The sequence below is a fragment of the Clostridium nigeriense genome (assembly GCF_050585245.1).
GTDB classification, from domain to species: domain Bacteria; phylum Bacillota; class Clostridia; order Clostridiales; family Clostridiaceae; genus Clostridium; species Clostridium nigeriense_A.
The window spans coordinates 121,133-138,663 of the sequence record NZ_JBNOOF010000008.1 but is presented as its reverse complement, the minus strand read 5'-3'; the positions used below and the strand labels follow the sequence as shown (position 1 = coordinate 138,663).

Annotated in this window: 16 protein-coding genes; 14 read left to right on the top strand and 2 right to left on the bottom strand. The window is 29.2% G+C overall.

What is annotated here, in order from left to right; translation table 11 throughout:
* Positions 1-39: 39 nt before the first annotated feature.
* The 9 genes from spoIIR to rho all read left to right on the top strand — a co-directional run bounded on the left by spoIIR (position 40) and on the right by rho (position 10,406).
* Positions 40-681, top strand: a complete 642-nt coding sequence (gene spoIIR, locus ACQPUY_RS13235) for a stage II sporulation protein R (protein ID WP_430841689.1) — start codon at positions 40-42, stop codon at positions 679-681.
* 138 nt (positions 682-819) lie between these two features.
* Positions 820-1,236 (top strand): DUF1934 domain-containing protein, encoded by a 417-nt coding sequence (locus ACQPUY_RS13230; protein WP_430841688.1) that lies wholly within the window; start codon positions 820-822, stop codon positions 1,234-1,236.
* A 275-nt stretch (positions 1,237-1,511) separates the two neighbouring features.
* Positions 1,512-1,814 (top strand): hypothetical protein, encoded by a 303-nt coding sequence (locus ACQPUY_RS13225; protein ID WP_430841687.1) that lies wholly within the window; start codon positions 1,512-1,514, stop codon positions 1,812-1,814.
* 169 nt (positions 1,815-1,983) lie between these two features.
* Positions 1,984-3,585: a CTP synthase gene (locus tag ACQPUY_RS13220; protein ID WP_430841686.1), complete on the top strand. Its 1,602-nt coding sequence runs from the start codon at positions 1,984-1,986 to the stop codon at positions 3,583-3,585.
* A gap of 354 nt (positions 3,586-3,939) precedes the next feature.
* Positions 3,940-5,058: a BMP family lipoprotein gene (locus tag ACQPUY_RS13215; RefSeq protein WP_430841685.1), complete on the top strand. Its 1,119-nt coding sequence runs from the start codon at positions 3,940-3,942 to the stop codon at positions 5,056-5,058.
* 100 nt (positions 5,059-5,158) lie between these two features.
* A complete protein-coding gene (locus ACQPUY_RS13210) occupies positions 5,159-6,679 on the top strand; it encodes an ABC transporter ATP-binding protein (RefSeq protein WP_430841684.1) in 1,521 nt (506 codons plus the stop codon).
* A complete protein-coding gene (locus tag ACQPUY_RS13205; protein WP_430841683.1) occupies positions 6,679-7,767 on the top strand; it encodes an ABC transporter permease in 1,089 nt (362 codons plus the stop codon). The genes ACQPUY_RS13210 and ACQPUY_RS13205 overlap by 1 nt, the downstream gene beginning before the upstream one ends.
* The gene (locus tag ACQPUY_RS13200) at positions 7,767-8,714 is read left to right on the top strand and encodes an ABC transporter permease (protein WP_430841682.1); all 948 of its coding nucleotides are present in this window, start codon (positions 7,767-7,769) and stop codon (positions 8,712-8,714) included. Before ACQPUY_RS13205 ends, ACQPUY_RS13200 begins: the two co-directional genes overlap by 1 nt.
* Before the next feature lie 291 nt (positions 8,715-9,005).
* Positions 9,006-10,406: a transcription termination factor Rho gene (gene rho / locus ACQPUY_RS13195; protein WP_430841681.1), complete on the top strand. Its 1,401-nt coding sequence runs from the start codon at positions 9,006-9,008 to the stop codon at positions 10,404-10,406.
* A 28-nt stretch (positions 10,407-10,434) separates the two neighbouring features.
* Here rho and ACQPUY_RS13190 read toward each other — a convergent pair whose 3' ends face one another.
* Positions 10,435-11,541, bottom strand: coding sequence for an MGDG synthase family glycosyltransferase (locus tag ACQPUY_RS13190; protein ID WP_430841680.1), 1,107 nt, complete (start codon positions 11,539-11,541; stop codon positions 10,435-10,437).
* A 396-nt stretch (positions 11,542-11,937) separates the two neighbouring features.
* On the bottom strand, positions 11,938-12,144 hold the full coding sequence (gene rpmE / locus ACQPUY_RS13185; RefSeq protein WP_008676589.1) for a 50S ribosomal protein L31: 207 nt from the start codon (positions 12,142-12,144) through the stop codon (positions 11,938-11,940).
* A 151-nt stretch (positions 12,145-12,295) separates the two neighbouring features.
* Between rpmE and ACQPUY_RS13180 the strand changes: the two genes are divergently transcribed.
* The 5 genes from ACQPUY_RS13180 (at position 12,296) to ACQPUY_RS13160 (ending at position 17,530) form a co-directional block, all read left to right on the top strand.
* On the top strand, positions 12,296-12,883 hold the full coding sequence (locus ACQPUY_RS13180; protein WP_430841679.1) for a thymidine kinase: 588 nt from the start codon (positions 12,296-12,298) through the stop codon (positions 12,881-12,883).
* A 17-nt stretch (positions 12,884-12,900) separates the two neighbouring features.
* Positions 12,901-14,664 (top strand): peptide chain release factor N(5)-glutamine methyltransferase, encoded by a 1,764-nt coding sequence (prmC, locus tag ACQPUY_RS13175; RefSeq protein ID WP_430841678.1) that lies wholly within the window; start codon positions 12,901-12,903, stop codon positions 14,662-14,664.
* 63 nt (positions 14,665-14,727) lie between these two features.
* Complete coding sequence (gene prfA / locus ACQPUY_RS13170) at positions 14,728-15,813, top strand: peptide chain release factor 1 (protein ID WP_430841677.1); 1,086 nt, start codon at positions 14,728-14,730, stop codon at positions 15,811-15,813.
* Positions 15,814-15,863: 50 nt separating this feature from the next.
* Positions 15,864-16,454, top strand: coding sequence for a hypothetical protein (locus ACQPUY_RS13165; RefSeq protein WP_430841676.1), 591 nt, complete (start codon positions 15,864-15,866; stop codon positions 16,452-16,454).
* A 26-nt stretch (positions 16,455-16,480) separates the two neighbouring features.
* Positions 16,481-17,530, top strand: a complete 1,050-nt coding sequence (locus ACQPUY_RS13160; RefSeq protein WP_430841675.1) for an L-threonylcarbamoyladenylate synthase — start codon at positions 16,481-16,483, stop codon at positions 17,528-17,530.
* Position 17,531 lies beyond the last annotated feature (1 nt).

Genomic DNA, 17,531 nt, shown 5'->3' with positions numbered 1-17,531 from the left:
TAAATTTGGCAATAATTAAAGCTGTAAGGGGGTTTTGATATGAGGAACAAGATTCTTATAGTGGTTTTAATATTAATTATTTTAAATTTGAGTAGTTGTACAAGCATTGAAAGTGGACAAGGTTTTAATTTAGATAATGAATTAGTTTATGAGGATATAGTAAATGAGATAATTAGATTTCATGTAATTGCTAATAGTAATTCGGATGAAGATCAAAGTTTGAAGTTAAAAGTAAGAGATAAGGTAATTGAGTTTGTTTCTAGCAATTTAAGAGATGCTAAAAGTTTAGATGAAGCAAGACAATTTTTAATTGATAATAAAAGTGATATAGAGAGTATTGCTAAAGCTGTAGTAAATGAAAATGGATATTCTTATAATGTAACTAGTACTTTATCTAGAGAAAATTTCCCGGATAAGGTATATGGAGATGTTGTATTCCCTCAGGGTGAATATGAGGCGTACAGAATATTAATTGGAGAAGCTAAAGGTGAGAACTGGTGGTGCGTTATGTTTCCTCCTCTTTGTTTTGTAGATGGTACTAAGGAAGTAGTAGATTCTAAAGCTGTAATAAATACATTAGAAAGTAATAAGGAAAGTAATAAAGATAGTGATAAGCCTACAGAAAATAAGATTAAATTCAAATTTAAATTATTTGAAATACTATTTAAAAATAAATCTTGATTAATTTAAATATTATAATTAAACTATATGATATATATAAATAATAAAAGAAAATAGACGAGCATATAGAGATGAATTACATAATAAAGAAGGGAGGGAATTTAGATTAAGCTTTAATAGCTTTATCTATAAATATATATGAAAAAGAAAGCAGTTATATCTTTAAGAAGTTTTAATGATTTAGATGAAAATGATGTAATAGAAGTTGTAACTCCTGGTGAATTTTTAGTTACTGAAGATGGATTTAAGGCTATATATGAAGAAACAGAATTATCTGGTATGAATGGAACAACAACAACTCTAACGATGTTAGATGATAAATTAGTTCTTGAAAGAGAAGGCAATATAAGTGCTAAGATGGATTTCAAAAAAGGTGAAACTTCGATATCTTTATACAATACACCTTATGGAGTATTGGATTTACAAATTCATACGGAAGATTTAAAAGTTGATATTAATGAAAATGGTGGAGATATCACAGCAAAGTATTCAATGGAACTTGCAGGGCAGCCACCAATTACAACTAAGCTTGCAGTAAGTGTAAAGACAAGTTAATATGAATTGTTCTAATGGATAGAGTATAGAAAAAATTTATTGATCAGTTTTTCTATACTCTATTTTAATGTCTAGGAAAAACTCAACAACTAAAGTTTTGAGTTTCCAATTAAAAGCAAAGCGACGTAATAAGCAAAATTATATAGCTGAACTTTTTTATTTCTAATAAAGAATATTATTAAGTGATAATATAAAATATATTATCATTGGACGTTTTATGAATAAGTTTGATAGCAAATGGGAATAATATAGAAAAATAAGGGGGTGATTGCCTTTTGAGTTATGATAATAAACTTGATAAGATTACTATAGTTATGAATGTTTTAGCATCATATTTAGGTATTGAAGTAAAAGAAATGAATGAAAAACTGAGGAAAAAGGAAAATAAATATATATTTTTATTGTTATTAAAAAATTATAAATGTCTTCAAAAGGATAAGATAAAAGAGGTATTAGATATAATTAGTGATAAAAGTATTAAGTATAATATGGATAAGGCTGAAGAGAAATTTCTTGTAAATAAAGAATTTAGAGAAATGTATTTCGAAATTCAAGAAGGGTTAAATAAGATTATTTAAAAATAAAAAAAGAAATACTAGATTTTTTTGTTTATATATGATAATATAACACTTATTGAATTTAGGCATTATAAACCCATCATAAATAGTGAGGTAATTATGATTATATCAAATAGGGTAATTAGTGTCAAGAAAATAAATACAAATTTTATTTTTTTGGAGGAATATTATGAAAACTAAGTATGTATTTGTAACTGGAGGAGTTGTATCTTCTTTGGGAAAAGGAATAACAGCAGCATCTTTAGGTAGATTATTAAAAAATAGAGGATTAAAAGTTTCAATACAAAAATTTGACCCATATTTAAATGTTGATCCAGGTACGATGAGTCCATATCAACATGGAGAAGTTTTTGTTACTGATGATGGAGCTGAAACAGATTTAGATTTAGGACACTATGAAAGATTCATAGATGAAAATTTAAGTCAAAATAATAACGTAACAACTGGAAGAATATATTGGTCTGTTATATCTAAAGAAAGAAGAGGAGAGTACTTAGGAGGAACAGTTCAAGTTATTCCTCATATTACCAATGCGATAAAGGAAAGAGTTTATAGAGTTTCTAAAGAAAAAGAAGTAGATGTAGTAATAACAGAAATAGGTGGAACAGTAGGAGATATAGAATCCCAACCATTCTTAGAGGCAATAAGACAAATTAAGTATGAAGTTGGAAGAGAAAATGTATGTTTTATTCATGTTACATTAGTACCGTACTTAGGGAAAGCTGGAGAGCTTAAGACTAAACCTACTCAACATTCAGTTAAAGAATTAAGAAGTATAGGAATTCAACCAGATATAATTGTTTGTAGATCTCAAAAAGAATTATCTGATGATTTGAAAGCAAAAATAGGATTATTCTGTAACTTAGAAGCTAAATGTGTTATCCAAAACTTAGATGCTGAGCATTTATATGAAGTTCCACTTATGTTACATAATGAGGGATTAGATAGATTAGTTTGTGAAAAACTAGAGCTTGGATGTAGAGACATAAATAATAGTGAATGGATTGAAATGGTTAAAAAAGTTAAAAATCTAAAAGAAAATGTTAAAATTGCATTAGTTGGTAAGTATGTAGAATTACATGATGCATATATTTCTATAGTTGAAGCTTTAAACCATGGAGGATTAGCTAATAATTCTAATGTAGAAATTAAGTGGATTAATGCAGAAGATGTTACTTTAGAAAATAGTGATGAATTATTAAGTGATTGTCAAGGTATATTAGTTCCAGGTGGATTTGGGGATAGAGGAATTGAAGGAAAGATTGAAGCTATAAGATACGCAAGAGTTAATAAAAAGCCTTTCCTTGGAATATGTCTTGGAATGCAATGTTCAGTAATTGAATTTGCTAGAAATGTATTGGGATATAAAGATGCTAATAGTGCTGAAATAGATCCAGAAACTAAATATCCTGTTATAGATATTATGCCAGATCAAAAAGATATTGAAGATTTAGGTGGAACAATGCGATTAGGTCTTTATCCATGTAAATTAAAAGATGATAGCAGAGCTTATGATGTTTACAAAGAAAATTTAATTTATGAAAGACATAGACATAGATATGAATTTAATAATGAGTATAGAAAAGCTATTAACGAAGCTGGAATGAGCATTACTGGAACTAGTCCAGATGGAAGATTAGTTGAAATTGTAGAAGTTAAAGATCATCCATGGTATGTATCAGTTCAATTCCATCCAGAGTTAAAGTCTAGACCAAATAGACCACATCCGTTATTTGTTGGGTTAATAGATGCAGCATTAAAGGAAAAGTAATATAAAAAAGTGATGTATTATAAAAAATACATCACTTTTTGTTGTATTTAAAATAGATTAAGGAATTCAAATTTAATAAAGTAATTAATTTAAATATTAAGTGATATTTAATATATGTAGATTTTTTTAGAAAAATTAACAAATTTTATGTTAAATGAAATTTAATTCTAGTATAATTAATAAGAATAGATATAATTATGATTTGAATATAAATATATTTTACCTAAGATGATTTTAAGGGGATAAAAGAAAAATTCTTAGGAGGGAATGCTATAACGTAAGTTAAAATTTTTAATTTGAGCACTTCTTTGAATTTCAAAGTTTGCTATATATTATTTTATGGAGGGATTATATATGAAAAAAAAGCTAATAGCACTAACGCTTTCAGCACTTATGATCACAGGCCTAGTAGGATGTGGAAATAGTGGCGGAGAATCAAACACAGGTGAATCAAAAACTGATCTTAAGGTAGGTATGGTTACTGATTCAGGAACTATAGATGATAAGTCATTTAACCAAGGGACTTGGGAAGGTATTCTAAAGGCTCATGATGAACTAGGAGTCGATAATAATTATATAAAGCCAGCTGGAACTACTGAGGCTGATTATATGAAAGAAATAGGAAATCTTTATGATACAGATTATAAATTTATAGTTACTCCTGGATATAAATTTGGAACAGCTCTATTTCAATCACAAGATAAATATACAGATGCTAAATTTGTTATAATTGATGCTTCTCCTAATAATGGAAAATCAGGAACAGAGTATGTTGAAAAAGTTGGAGATAACACAGTTGCTGTTTACTTTGCAGAACATGAAGCGGGATTTTTAGTTGGGGTTGCAGCAGCTTTAGAATTAAAAGAAGGAGACCTAGGATTTATAGGTGGTATGCAAATACCAGCACCACAAAGATTTAACTGGGGATTCCAACAAGGTGTTAAGTATGCAAACGAAAATTTAGGAACTAATATGACTATTAAGGAAGAAAATGTTATATATGAAGGAACATTTGACAATGTTGCAGGTGGACAACAATTAGCTGCTACTATGTTTGATAGAGGAGTTAAGGCAATATTTACTGCAGCTGGTGGTGTTGGAGTTGGAGCCATAAAAGAAGCTAAGGATAGAGCAGCTAAAGGAGAAGAGGCTTGGATAATTGGTGTTGATGTTGACCAATATGATGATGGTATATATAACGAAGCAGAAAATAAATCAATAATATTAACTTCTGCTGTTAAGAAAGTTGATACAGCAACCTTCGATATAATAAAGGATGAATTAGATGGAAAATTCCCTGGTGGACAAACTCTAACTTTTGATATTAAAACAGGTGGGGTAGGTATCCCAGAAGAAAATCCTAATCTTTCTAAGGAAACTCAAGATAAGGTTTCTGAAATATCTGAATTAATTAAAGAAGGAAAGATAGTTGTAGCTGATAAAAAGGATGGCTTAATAGAACCTGGAAATTAATTGTTTTAATATAAGTATTAGTTTTAATATGTTATTAGGGAATTTAAAGTTTAAGACTTTAAATTCCCTTAAAAGTATAAAAGGGAAAGTGGTGAATTGTATGGAGTATGTAGTAGAGATGCTTAATATCCGAAAAGAATTTCCGGGAATTGTAGCTAATGATAATGTCACATTACAGCTTAAAAAAGGGGAAATTCATGCCCTTTTAGGAGAAAACGGGGCTGGTAAATCTACATTAATGGGAATGTTATTTGGAATGTATAGCCCTGATGCTGGGGTAATAAAAGTAAATGGAAAAGAAGTTAGTATTTCAAGTCCTAATGTAGCTAATGACTTAGGAATTGGTATGGTTCATCAGCATTTTAAATTAGTTGAAAACTTTACTGTAACTGAAAATATTATTTTAGGTATTGAGCCTAAGAAATTCTTAACAATTGATATAAAGAGTGCAGCAAGGAAAATAGAAGAATTATCTAAGGCTTATGGATTAAATGTTGATCCATATGCAAAAATTGAAGATATCTCTGTTGGTATGCAACAACGTGTTGAAATTCTTAAGATGCTTTACAGAAATGCAGAAGTTCTTATTTTTGATGAACCAACAGCAGTTTTAACACCACAGGAAATTGAAGATTTAATTTTAATTATGAAGAATCTTATAAAGGAAGGTAAATCAATAATTTTAATTACACATAAATTAAAAGAAATCAAAGAGGCAGCAGATAGGTGTACTGTTATAAGAAGAGGGAAGTACATTGGAACTGTTGATGTTAAGGAAACATCAGAAGCTGATATGGCTAAGATGATGGTTGGTAGACAAGTATCCTTTAGTGTTAAAAAAGGAGAAGCTCATACTGGAGAAGAAGTTTTAAAAATAGAAAACTTATGCGTAAAAAATAATAAAAAAGTTTTAGGATTAAAGAATTTTAATCTAGAAGTTAAAAAAGGTGAAATAGTTGGTATAGCTGGAGTTGAAGGTAATGGTCAAACGGAATTAGTAGAAGCTATAACAGGGATTAAGCATATAGAAGAAGGAAAAATATTCTTCAATGGAAAAGATATTACAAAAGATTCTATTAGAAAAAGAATAGATGAAGGAATAGCACATATTCCAGAAGATAGACATAAAAGAGGACTTATTTTAGATTATAATTTAGAAGATAACTTAGCTCTTAAAGTTTATAAGAACAAACCATTTTCAAAGAATGGGCTTATAAATAGAAGCAAGATTACAGAATATGCGAATAAAATTATTGAAACTTTTGATGTAAGGTCAGGTGAAGGTGGAAAATCTATGGCAAGATCTTTATCAGGAGGTAATCAGCAAAAAGGTATTATTGGACGTGAAATTCAATCAAACCCTGATTTATTAATTGCTGTTCAACCAACTAGAGGATTAGATGTAGGTTCTATAGAATACATACACAAAAGGCTTGTTGAACAAAGAGATAGTGGAAAAGCTGTACTTTTAGTATCTCTTGAATTAGATGAGATACTAAACGTTTCAGATAGAATAGCTATTATAAATAATGGTGAACTTGTAGGAATTGTAGACGCCTCTGAAACAGATGAGAACGAAGTTGGGTTAATGATGACAGGGATAAAGAGAGGTGAAAGGTAATGGAGAAAAATCAAGGGATTAAATCCATAATGGCAATAATACTAGGGGTTATTGCAGGTGCTTTATTAATGCTAATTATGGGCTTTAACCCTGTTGAGGGGTATATATATTTATTTAAAGGTGGTTTAATGAACCTTGAAAGAATAGGTAATACTATTGCCACTGCTACACCTTTAATGCTTACTGGACTATCAGTTGCTTTTGCATTTAAAACAGGATTATTTAACATAGGAACTCCTGGGCAAATGTTATTTGGAGGATTTTGTTCAATAGCGGTAGGACTAACAGTGGACTTACCTAAGGGTATACTAGTTCCAATAGTTATCCTTGCTGGAATTATTGGTGGAGCTTTATGGGGAATAGTTCCAGGATTATTAAAGGCTAAATTTAATGTACATGAAGTTGTTTCATCTATAATGATGAACTGGACAGCTTATTGGATAATTTATTATATGGTACCTAGATATTTTAAAGGAGAGTTCTTAGAAACTGAATCTAAGATGTTAGCAGAATCAGCTACTTTAAGAGTAGATTGGTTAACAAATATATTTAAAGGATCTTATATAAATTTAGGAATTTTCTTAGCTTTAATAGCAGTTTTAATAATATGGTTTATTTTAAATAAGACGGTTTTAGGATATGAATTAAAAGCTGTTGGGTTTAATAGATTTGGTGCAGAATATGCAGGTATGCCTGTTAATAGAAATATAGTTATATCAATGATGATAGCTGGTGCATTGTCAGGACTTGCAGGAGCTATACAGTATACAGGTAATGCTAATATAATGCAAATTGGAGTTATGCCAAGTCAAGGGTTTGACGGTATAGCAGTTGCATTACTTGGAGCAAGTAATCCAATTGGAGTTATTTTTTCATCATTATTCTTTGGAATTCTTTATGTTGGTAAGGGATTTATGAATGCTGCTGTAAAAGTACCACCAGAGCTTGCAGATACTATAATGGCTACAATAATCTATTTTGCAGCAACTAGTATGATAATGGATAAAGTAATTAAGAAATTTAAAAAAACTAAGAAAGATAAGTCTAATATAAATGATAATTCTAATGAAAGGGTGGTGGAAAAATAATGTGGAGTGTAATTGAACAAGTTTTTCCATATGCAATTTCTTATACAGTTCCTTTATTAATCACAGCCTTAGGAGCACTTTATTGTGAAAGAAGTGGGGTTGTAAATATAGGCTTAGACGGACTTATGATAATTGGTTCCTTTGCAGGAGCTTTAACTGTCTCTAAATTACAAGCGAATGGGGTTGCTGGAGCTTTATGGATAGGATTGTTAGTGGCAGCTTTAGTTGGAGTTTTATTTTCATTACTTCATGCATTTGCAAGTATAAATTTAAATGCAGATCAGGTTATAAGTGGGACAGCGATAAATATGATGGCAGGAGCATTGACAATTTACTTAGCAAGAAATATTACAGGAAGTGGTAATATAAGAGTAACTAATGGATTTATTCCAAAGGATATTCCAGTACTTTCACAAATACCAATAATAGGCCCATTATTTTTCACAAAGACTTATGCAACTACTTGGTTAGTATTGATAATATTATTAGTTAGTGCATTTCTATTATATAGAACTAGTTTTGGCTTAAGATTAAGGGCTTGTGGAGAACACCCTCAAGCAGCAGCAGCGGCTGGAATTAGTGTGTTTAAAATGCGATATATAGGGGTTATGATATCTGGAGGTATGTCAGCCTTAGGTGGGGCAATAATGCTATTAACTTTCTCAGGAGAGTTTAATGGAACAGTTGCAGGACTTGGATTCCTTTCTTTAGCAGCACTAATATTTGGACAATGGAAACCACTTGGAATACTTGGAGCAACTTTTTTCTTTGGATTTGCATCAACTATTGCAAATGTATCTCAAGCAGTTCCAGAGCTATCACAAATACCAGGAGTGATATTAAAGACATTCCCATATATAGTAACATTACTAGCTTTAGTTTTATTCTCTAAATCATCACAAGCACCTAAGGCTTCAGGGGAGCCTTTTGATACTAGTAAGAGATAATTATTACTATATAATGTATTGATTTCGAGTATTGCTTATGATATCTTAAGAAAGAGTAAGAAATTAAAAGCTAATTAATATGTGTTAAAGGGCTAGCTTATCAAGGTAGTCCTTTAAATATTTAAGATTAAAGTAAAAGAATTTGGTAATAATAATAAATAAACTTGATTAATTAACTATATTAATTCATAATATAAATACATATATAAATTCGAGTATCCATATCTTTAATAATCTTGAAATCTCCCATAATTAGAATAGAACTTATGAATAAAATATGGAGGTGTAATTTTGAACAAAGAAAATTACGAGAAGAAGACTTTAGTAGAGTTGAAAGAAATAGCAAAGGAGCTTAATATAAAAAATATTAGTAAATTAAAAAAAAGTGAGCTTATAGATGAAATTATGAATAACTCTCCAAAAAGAATAGAAAGAAATGGAGTTGTTTTGCAAGAAAAAATAACACCTAAAGTGAAAGTTGAGGAGAATGTTAACTTAAATAAAGAAAATAAAGAAGAAGATAGGGAAGAAAAAAGAGAAAGATTAAAGGTTATGATAAATGAATCTGATACAGCTAAAGGTGTATTAGAAATTTTAGAAAATAATAGTTTTGGATTTTTAAGATGTAATAATTATCAAACGGGAGAAAATGATATTTATGTATCTCCATCTCAAATTAGAAGATTCAACCTTAGAACTGGAGATGAAGTTCAAGGAAAAGTTAGAGAGTCAAAAGAAGGAGAAAAGTTCAAAGCATTACTTTATGTGGAAAAAGTAAATGGAGAAAATCCAGAAAGAGCGGTAGGAAGAAAATCTTTTGAGACTCTAACACCAATTTATCCAGAAGATAGACTTCATTTAGAAACTAATGATGAAAATGATTTGTCATCAAGACTAATGGATATAATTTGTCCAATTGGAAAAGGTCAAAGAGGTATAATAGTTGCACCTCCAAAGGCTGGTAAGACTACTTTATTAAAAAAAGTAGCTCAAAACATATCTAAAAATTACCCTGATGTTAAGCTTATAGTTTTACTTATAGATGAAAGACCAGAAGAAGTAACAGATATGAAGAGATCTATAAATGGTGATGTAATTTATTCTACTTTTGATGAAGAACCACAAAATCATGCAAAAGTATCTCAAATGGTTTTAGAAAGAGCTAAAAGAATGGTTGAGCAAGGAAAAGATGTAGTTATTTTATTAGATAGTTTAACTAGACTTTCTAGAGCTTATAATTTAACTATAACTCCAACAGGAAGAACTCTATCGGGAGGACTAGATCCAGGAGCTTTAATAATGCCTAAAAAATTCTTTGGAGCGGCTAGAAATGTTGAAGAAGGTGGAAGCTTAACTATACTGGCTACAGCTTTAGTAGATACAGGTTCAAGAATGGACGATATGATATTTGAAGAGTTTAAGGGAACTGGTAATATGGAAGTTCACTTAGATAGAAAGCTACAAGAAAGAAGGATTTTCCCAGCTATTGACATTTATAAATCAGGTACTAGAAAAGAAGATCTAATTTTATCAAATGAAGAAAAAGAAGTAGCTTATTCAATAAGAAGAGTTATGTATAGAGATGGAAATGTTGAAAATGTTACAGAAAAGCTAATAAATATGCTTTCAAAAACTAAGAATAATAATGAGTTTATAAATACATTTAGTAAAAGTGAAATAGAGAAAAAGTAAAAGGTCTATGGGATTGTCCCATAGACCTTTAAAATTCTTTAATTACTAATTCATCAGCTAAATTAACAATATTTTGTTTAGAATATAAAGATGATAAATTAGCTAGATTTAATCTCATTTTTTCTAGTTCCTTAGGGTTAGAAATCAAGTTATCTATAATTAAGTTTATTTCTAATAAATTATCTATATAAAGAGCATAACCATTTGAAGTTAAGAATTCTACATTTTGAGTTTCTTGTCCTGGAATTGCAAAAGGGATTAATAGAGGTAATTTCTTACTTATGGCTTCTGATACTGTTAATCCACCAGGTTTGCTAATAATTAAATCAGAATACTCCATTAATGAATCTATGTCTCTTGAAAAGCCTAGTATATGAAGTTTCTTGTTTTTTGTAGTATTAGTATATTCTCTTAATAAGTTTTCTTTTAGCTTTTCATTTTTACCACAAACCACAGTTATTCTTAGCTTATTAGAATTATTCATCAATTCTTTTAAAACATATGAAATATTTTTAAGTCCCATACTTCCACTCATGAGTAATATATTAAAATAATCATCGGTTTTGCTATTTTTAATATCTAACCTATTCTCGAAAAATTCATCCTTTATTGGAATACCATAAGAGAATATTTTTCTAGAATCTATTCCTCTGTTTGATAGATCCAACTTAGTATTTTCACTAGCAGTTATATATGCATCTATATTTTTATCCATATAAGTAGCGTGAGCTTTAAAGTCTGTAACTATTACAATAACAGGAATATTTATCCCTTTTCTTTTCAAGGATCCCATAATATTAACTGCAAAAGGGTGAGTGACTAAAATTATATTAGGTTTAGTTTCTTGAATCAGCTTATTTATTTTTATTTTAGTAAAAGAAAAAACTAAAGATAAAAGTTTATTAGTAAATGATTTATCGGTTAACTTATAGGCAAAGCCATAAGTTTTAGGTAAAAATGAAGCTGATATTTCATAGCCTTTAACAAATAATTGAGTTAATAATTTACTATTACTTTTTAAAAAGTCATGAGTTATGACTTCGTATCCAGATTTCTCAAAGGTGCTAGATATAGATTTAGCAGCTTGATTATGACCTTCACCAGTAGAAGTTGTTAGTATTAAAATCTTTTTCATATAAATAACACTCACTTTTCTAAATAACATAATAAATATTATAATTTAAATAATATTTATATTATAATATAAAAACATAAATTAATAATTAAAAAATATTAATTCTAAGATAAATTTAAGAAATAGATAAGTTAATAGATATTATATTGTTTGTTCCGTCGCACAGCTCCAAGTCACCACAATATAATATCTATTAACTCTAAAATAAAATTAAAAAATTTTGCCTAGTCAAAATTTAGAAAGATTGTTTGTTCCGTCGCACAGTTCCAAGTCACCGCAATATAATATCTATTCACCTTAAATAAATGAAAAAAATTTTGCTTAAGCAAAATTTATAAATATATTTTAAATATTAATAAATAGAAAATGGGAAAGACTATGTCTTTCCCAAGATTTCTATTTGTTAAGGTTAAATCTCTTATTGAATTTGTCAACTCTACCGCCAACATCAATGATTTTTTGCTTACCAGTGAAGAATGGGTGGCATTTAGAGCATATTTCTACTTTTAGTTCGTCTTTAACAGAACCAGTTGTAAAAGTATTTCCACATGCACACTTAACTACAGCTTCGTGATTGTATTTTGGATGTATGCCTTCTCTCATCTTTTTCACCTCTTTCGAATACTTAAATAACTATTAGAGTATATCATAGGTTAATATAAGGGTCAAGGTTATACATAATAAAAATATCTTTGATTAGTTACAAATAAAAATGCTATAATCGTAATATATCTAGAGAAAAGGAGACATCAACATGAGTAAATTATATTTTAGATATGGAGCTATGAATTCTGGTAAGTCAACGCATCTTATGCAAGTAGCATATAATTATGAAGAAAGAGGAATGAATGTTATATTAATCAAGCCTTTTACAGATACTAAAGGTGGAGATAGGTTAGTTTCAAGACTTGGAGTTGAAAGAAAAGTAGACTTAGTTATTTATGAAGATGACAATATATTAGAAAAAGTTAAGGAGTATACAAAAGAGGTTGGGAATATAGATTGTATTCTAGTAGATGAAGTTCAGTTTTTGAAAGCAAAACAAATAGACGAATTATTTGAAGTATCAGTGGTATTAGATATACCTGTAATTTGTTATGGACTTAGAACAGACTTTAGAATGCAAGGTTTTGAAGGAAGTACAAGACTTTTATTATTAGCACATAGTATAGAAGAGATGAAAACTATATGTAAATGTGGAAAGAAAGCGGTATTAAATGGTAGGAAAATTAATAACAGATTTGTCTTTGAAGGGGAACAAGTAGCTATTGATAATGTTAATGATGTCGAATATGAATCTTTATGTGGACACTGTTATTTTAAATATAAAAATAATTTATAATTAGAAAGAGTGGTAGTATGAGAAAGTGTGAAGTAGGAGGCCAAGCTGTTATTGAAGGGGTTATGATGAGAGGTAGCAAAGGTCAAGCTACTGCCATTAGAAAGCCTAATGGTGAAATAGAAATAGATATGAAAAAAATAGTTCCTATAACTAAGAAATATAAATTTCTAAATATTCCTTTTATAAGAGGTATATTTGTTTTAATAGATTCACTAGTTACAGGAATGAATACTTTAAATTATTCTGCCTCATTTTTTGAAGAGGAAGGAGAAGAAGAATCAAAGTTCGAGCTATGGCTAAAGGATAAATTTGGTGAAAAAAGTAATGATTTAATAATAGGTGCAACTATGATATTATCATTTGTTTTAGCAATAGGATTATTTATTGCATTGCCAACGGGTATAGCATCATTATTTAATATGCTAAATTTATCTCCAATAGTATTAAATTTAATTGAAGCATTTATAAGAATTGCAATTCTACTTATATATATGTATTCAATAAGCAAGATGGAGGATATTTATAGAGTTTTTCAATATCATGGAGCTGAACATAAATCTATTTTTTGCTATGAAGCTGGAGAAGAGTTGACAGTAGAAAATGTAAGAAAGTTTGTAAGGTTTCATCCAAGATGTGGAACAAACTTCTTATTCTTAATAATGTTAGTTAGTATAATAATATTTAGTTTTACGGGATGGGGAAATTTCTTTCAAAGACTAGCGCTTAGAATACTATTAATTCCAATAGTTTCTGGTATAACTTATGAACTAATTAAGTGGTTAGGAAAAAGTAATAATATATTATCTAAAATAATTGCTTATCCAGGGCTTAAGCTTCAAGAACTTACAACAAAAGAACCAGATGATGATCAATTAGAGGTTGCAATAGCTGCACTTATGAGTGCAGAAGGAATAAAACCAAAGGAAAAAACTATAGGAGAGCTTTTAGATATTGGCTCTAAATCCTTAAAAAAAGAAGATATAGACACATATCTCCTAGATGCACAATTATTATTAGGAATGGTTTTAGGAAAGGATAAAATATATCTTATTACTAATAGAAGTAAGAATGTATCAATTAAGGATGAAAATGAATATTTAGATTTAATTGAAAAAAGAAAAAAGAAAATGCCTATTAAGTATATATTAGGGGAAACTGAGTTTATGGGTTTAGACTTTGATGTAGAAGAAGGAGTATTAATTCCAAGAGGAGATACTGAGATTCTAGTAGAAGAGTTACTTTCTATTATTAAAGAGGATGATAAAATAGAAGTATGTGATCTTTGTTCAGGAAGTGGAGCTATTGGAATATCCTTGGCTATATATAGAAAAAATATTAAAGTAGATGAAATTGATAATTTTGATATTCCAGAGAAGGTAACGAAGAGCAATATACTTAAGCATGCTTTAGAAAATAGGGTTAAATTCATTAAAAGTAATTTACTTGAAGGTCCAATCAAAGAAGGAAAAAAATATGATGTAATAGTATCAAATCCTCCATATATAAAAGCTAGTGAGATAAATAATCTGATGGATGATGTCAAGCTTTATGAGCCACATACTGCGTTAGATGGCGGAGATGATGGATTAGTATTCTATAGAAAAATAGTTGAACAAAGTAAACTAACACTAAAAGAAAATGGTATTCTAGCTTTTGAAATTGGTCATGATCAAGGTATTGATGTTAGAATATTAATGGAAGAAGCAGGATTTTCAAATGTTAAATTGGTAAAAGATTTAGCAGGATTAGACAGAGTTTTACTGGGATACTTTAAATATTGATAAGATTCTATCTCTTGTGATATAATAGGTAGATGTAAAAAAATGAAGTACGGAGTGATATTTATGTTATTAGATAAATTAGCGTTTATAGAAAATAAATATGATGAATTATCTGTAAAGATATCAGATCCTTCAATTATGGCTAATCAAAGTGAGTGGAGAAAGCTATGTAAGGAACATGCTGATTTAGAGATTATAGTTACAGCTTATAGAGAATATAGGACAGTTATAGATGATTTAGAAGCTAATAAGGAAATGTTAGCAGAAGAAAATGATAAAGAAATGAGAGAAATGCTTTCTGAGGAGATTTCAATGTTAACTCAAAAAGAAGCGGAATTAGAAAAGCATATTCAAATTTTATTATTACCTAAGGACCCTAACGATGAAAAGAACGTATTTGTAGAAATAAGGGGAGGAGCAGGTGGAGATGAAGCAGCTCTATTTGCAGCTAATCTTTTTAGAATGTACACAAGATATGCTGAAACCCAAAGATGGTCTGTTGAACTTATGAGTGCAAATGAAACTGATATTGGTGGATTTAAAGAAGTAGTATTTATGATAAAAGGAAATGGAGCATATTCAAAGCTTAAATATGAAAGTGGAGTTCATAGAGTTCAAAGAGTGCCGGATACAGAATCAAGTGGTAGAATTCATACATCTACTGCAACTGTAGCAGTATTACCAGAAGTTGATGATGTTGAGATAGAAATTAATGAAAAAGATTTAAGAATCGATGTTTATAGATCTTCAGGTAATGGAGGACAATGTGTTAATACAACAGACTCAGCAGTAAGAATTACTCACATACCTACTGGTGTTGTTGTTGCTTGTCAAGATGAAAAATCACAATTAAAAAATAAAGAAAAAGCTATGAAGGTTTTAAGATCTAGATTATATGAAGCTGCAGAAGCTGAAAGAAATGCTGGTATTGCAGAAGATAGAAAGAGCCAAGTAGGTTCAGGGGATAGAAGTGAAAGAATAAGAACATATAACTATCCACAAGGAAGAGTTACAGATCATAGAATAGGATTAACACTTTATAAATTAGAATCATTTTTAAATGGAGATATAGAAGAAGTAATTAATGCATTAATTACAGCTGATCAAGCTGAAAAAATGAAGCAAATGGGTAATACAGAATCTATTTAATAAGAAAAGCCTTACATTTTTAATGTGAGGCTTTTAAAGTAGGTGAAGGAATGAAAATACATAAGGCCTTGAAAAAGGAAAGAAGGCATAAAAAGCATTTCTTTATATTAATGATTACACTTTTTATAGTACTTCCTTTAATAGCTTTTTTATCTGAAATTAAGTCTGTATTTTTATGGGCTTATTTAGGATTTATTGAGATATTAATAATTATATCCTGCATAAATAGATTAAACTATCAGAATTTAAAATTTTCTTGCAGTAATAATAAATTGAGATTTAAAAGTGGTCTGTTTTCAAAAGAGTCAGTTATAATATGTGATAAGATAGCTGTTGTACATACTGATAAATCAAAAGAAGAAATGGATATAATACTTATAAGTACAGTAAGGTTTAGAAATAAATATTTAAAGCCAATTTCTAAGGGGTTTTTAAAAAAATATCCAGAAGCCTCGGGAGAGTATATAAAAGCTAAAAAAAATAATCCTGAAAAGAATTATTATTTTCAAATTATAAGAAAAGGAGCATTAAGAAAATATGTTTTACTAGACACTATTTATAAGAATTGTGTTAGAGCTTCATATACAGCTTCAGCCATAGAAAATATAAAAATAGCTAGGGAGCAGATAGAAATAAAATAAATGCTAAATGAAAGAGGGAATCTTTTTTGGAAACAAAGGTAACTATTATTAATGATATTAAAAAAGATATTGAATACTTAAAAGAAGCAGGCCGTATAATATATAATGGAGGAGTTGTTGCATTTCCTACAGAAACTGTTTATGGACTTGGAGCAAATGCTTTGAAAGAAGATGCTGTAGATAAGATTTTCAAAGCTAAAGGAAGACCACAAGATAATCCTTTAATAGTACATGTTGCATCAAAGGATATAGATTATTTAGTTAAAGAAGTACCTGAAGTTGCAAAAGAACTTATAAATAAGTTTTGGCCAGGACCTTTAACAATAATTTTAAACAAGAAGGATATAATACCAAATAGAACTAGTGCAAATTTAGAATCTGTTGGTATTAGAATGCCAAGTGATGAGATAGCGTTAAAATTAATAGAACTTTCCGGATGTCCAGTTGCAGCACCATCTGCGAATATTTCTGGAAGACCTAGTCCGACAGATGTAGAAAGATGTATAGAAGATTTAGATGGAAAGATAGATTATATTATTGGTGGAAGTCAAAGTGAGGTTGGGGTTGAATCTACTATAGTAGATTGCACAGTAATGCCTCCCGTAGTTTTAAGACCAGGTGGAATAACTTTAGAAATGCTTAGAGAAATATGTAGTGACATAACTATAGATAAGGCAATACAAGGAAAGCCAGATGGAAATCTAAAGCCAAAAGCACCAGGAATGAAATATAGACATTATGCACCAAAGGCTAAATTAAAGATAATAAAAGGAAATAAAGAAAAAACTATTGAAAAAATTAACGAAATAGTACAAAATTATATAGATAATCAAAAAAAAGTAGCAATTTTATCTACAGAAGAATTATCTGGTAGATTTCCTTTAGGAGAAGTAATTACTTTAGGAAGTGAAAAAAATCTATATGATGTAGCTAGAAATCTGTTTGAGGCTCTTAGAAAGTGTGATGATATAAATGTTGATTATATTTTATGTCAAGCCTTTGAAGAAAAGGGAGTTGGTCTTGCTATAATGAATAGACTAAATAAAGCAGCTGGCTTCGATATATTAGAAGTATAAT

Bases quoted from the DNA above. Each gene is read 5' to 3' on its own strand.
- spoIIR (WP_430841689.1), top strand. From the start codon at position 40: ATGAGGAACAAGATTCTTATAGTGGTTTTAATATTAATTATTTTAAAT.
- ACQPUY_RS13230 (WP_430841688.1), top strand. From the start codon at position 820: ATGAAAAAGAAAGCAGTTATATCTTTAAGAAGTTTTAATGATTTAGAT.
- ACQPUY_RS13220 (WP_430841686.1), top strand. From the start codon at position 1,984: ATGAAAACTAAGTATGTATTTGTAACTGGAGGAGTTGTATCTTCTTTG.
- ACQPUY_RS13215 (WP_430841685.1), top strand. From the start codon at position 3,940: ATGAAAAAAAAGCTAATAGCACTAACGCTTTCAGCACTTATGATCACA.
- ACQPUY_RS13210 (WP_430841684.1), top strand. From the start codon at position 5,159: ATGGAGTATGTAGTAGAGATGCTTAATATCCGAAAAGAATTTCCGGGA.
- ACQPUY_RS13205 (WP_430841683.1), top strand. From the start codon at position 6,679: ATGGAGAAAAATCAAGGGATTAAATCCATAATGGCAATAATACTAGGG.
- ACQPUY_RS13200 (WP_430841682.1), top strand. From the start codon at position 7,767: ATGTGGAGTGTAATTGAACAAGTTTTTCCATATGCAATTTCTTATACA.
- ACQPUY_RS13190 (WP_430841680.1), bottom strand. From the start codon at position 11,541: ATGAAAAAGATTTTAATACTAACAACTTCTACTGGTGAAGGTCATAAT.
- rpmE (WP_008676589.1), bottom strand. From the start codon at position 12,144: ATGAGAGAAGGCATACATCCAAAATACAATCACGAAGCTGTAGTTAAG.
- ACQPUY_RS13180 (WP_430841679.1), top strand. From the start codon at position 12,296: ATGAGTAAATTATATTTTAGATATGGAGCTATGAATTCTGGTAAGTCA.
- prmC (WP_430841678.1), top strand. From the start codon at position 12,901: ATGAGAAAGTGTGAAGTAGGAGGCCAAGCTGTTATTGAAGGGGTTATG.
- prfA (WP_430841677.1), top strand. From the start codon at position 14,728: ATGTTATTAGATAAATTAGCGTTTATAGAAAATAAATATGATGAATTA.
- ACQPUY_RS13165 (WP_430841676.1), top strand. From the start codon at position 15,864: ATGAAAATACATAAGGCCTTGAAAAAGGAAAGAAGGCATAAAAAGCAT.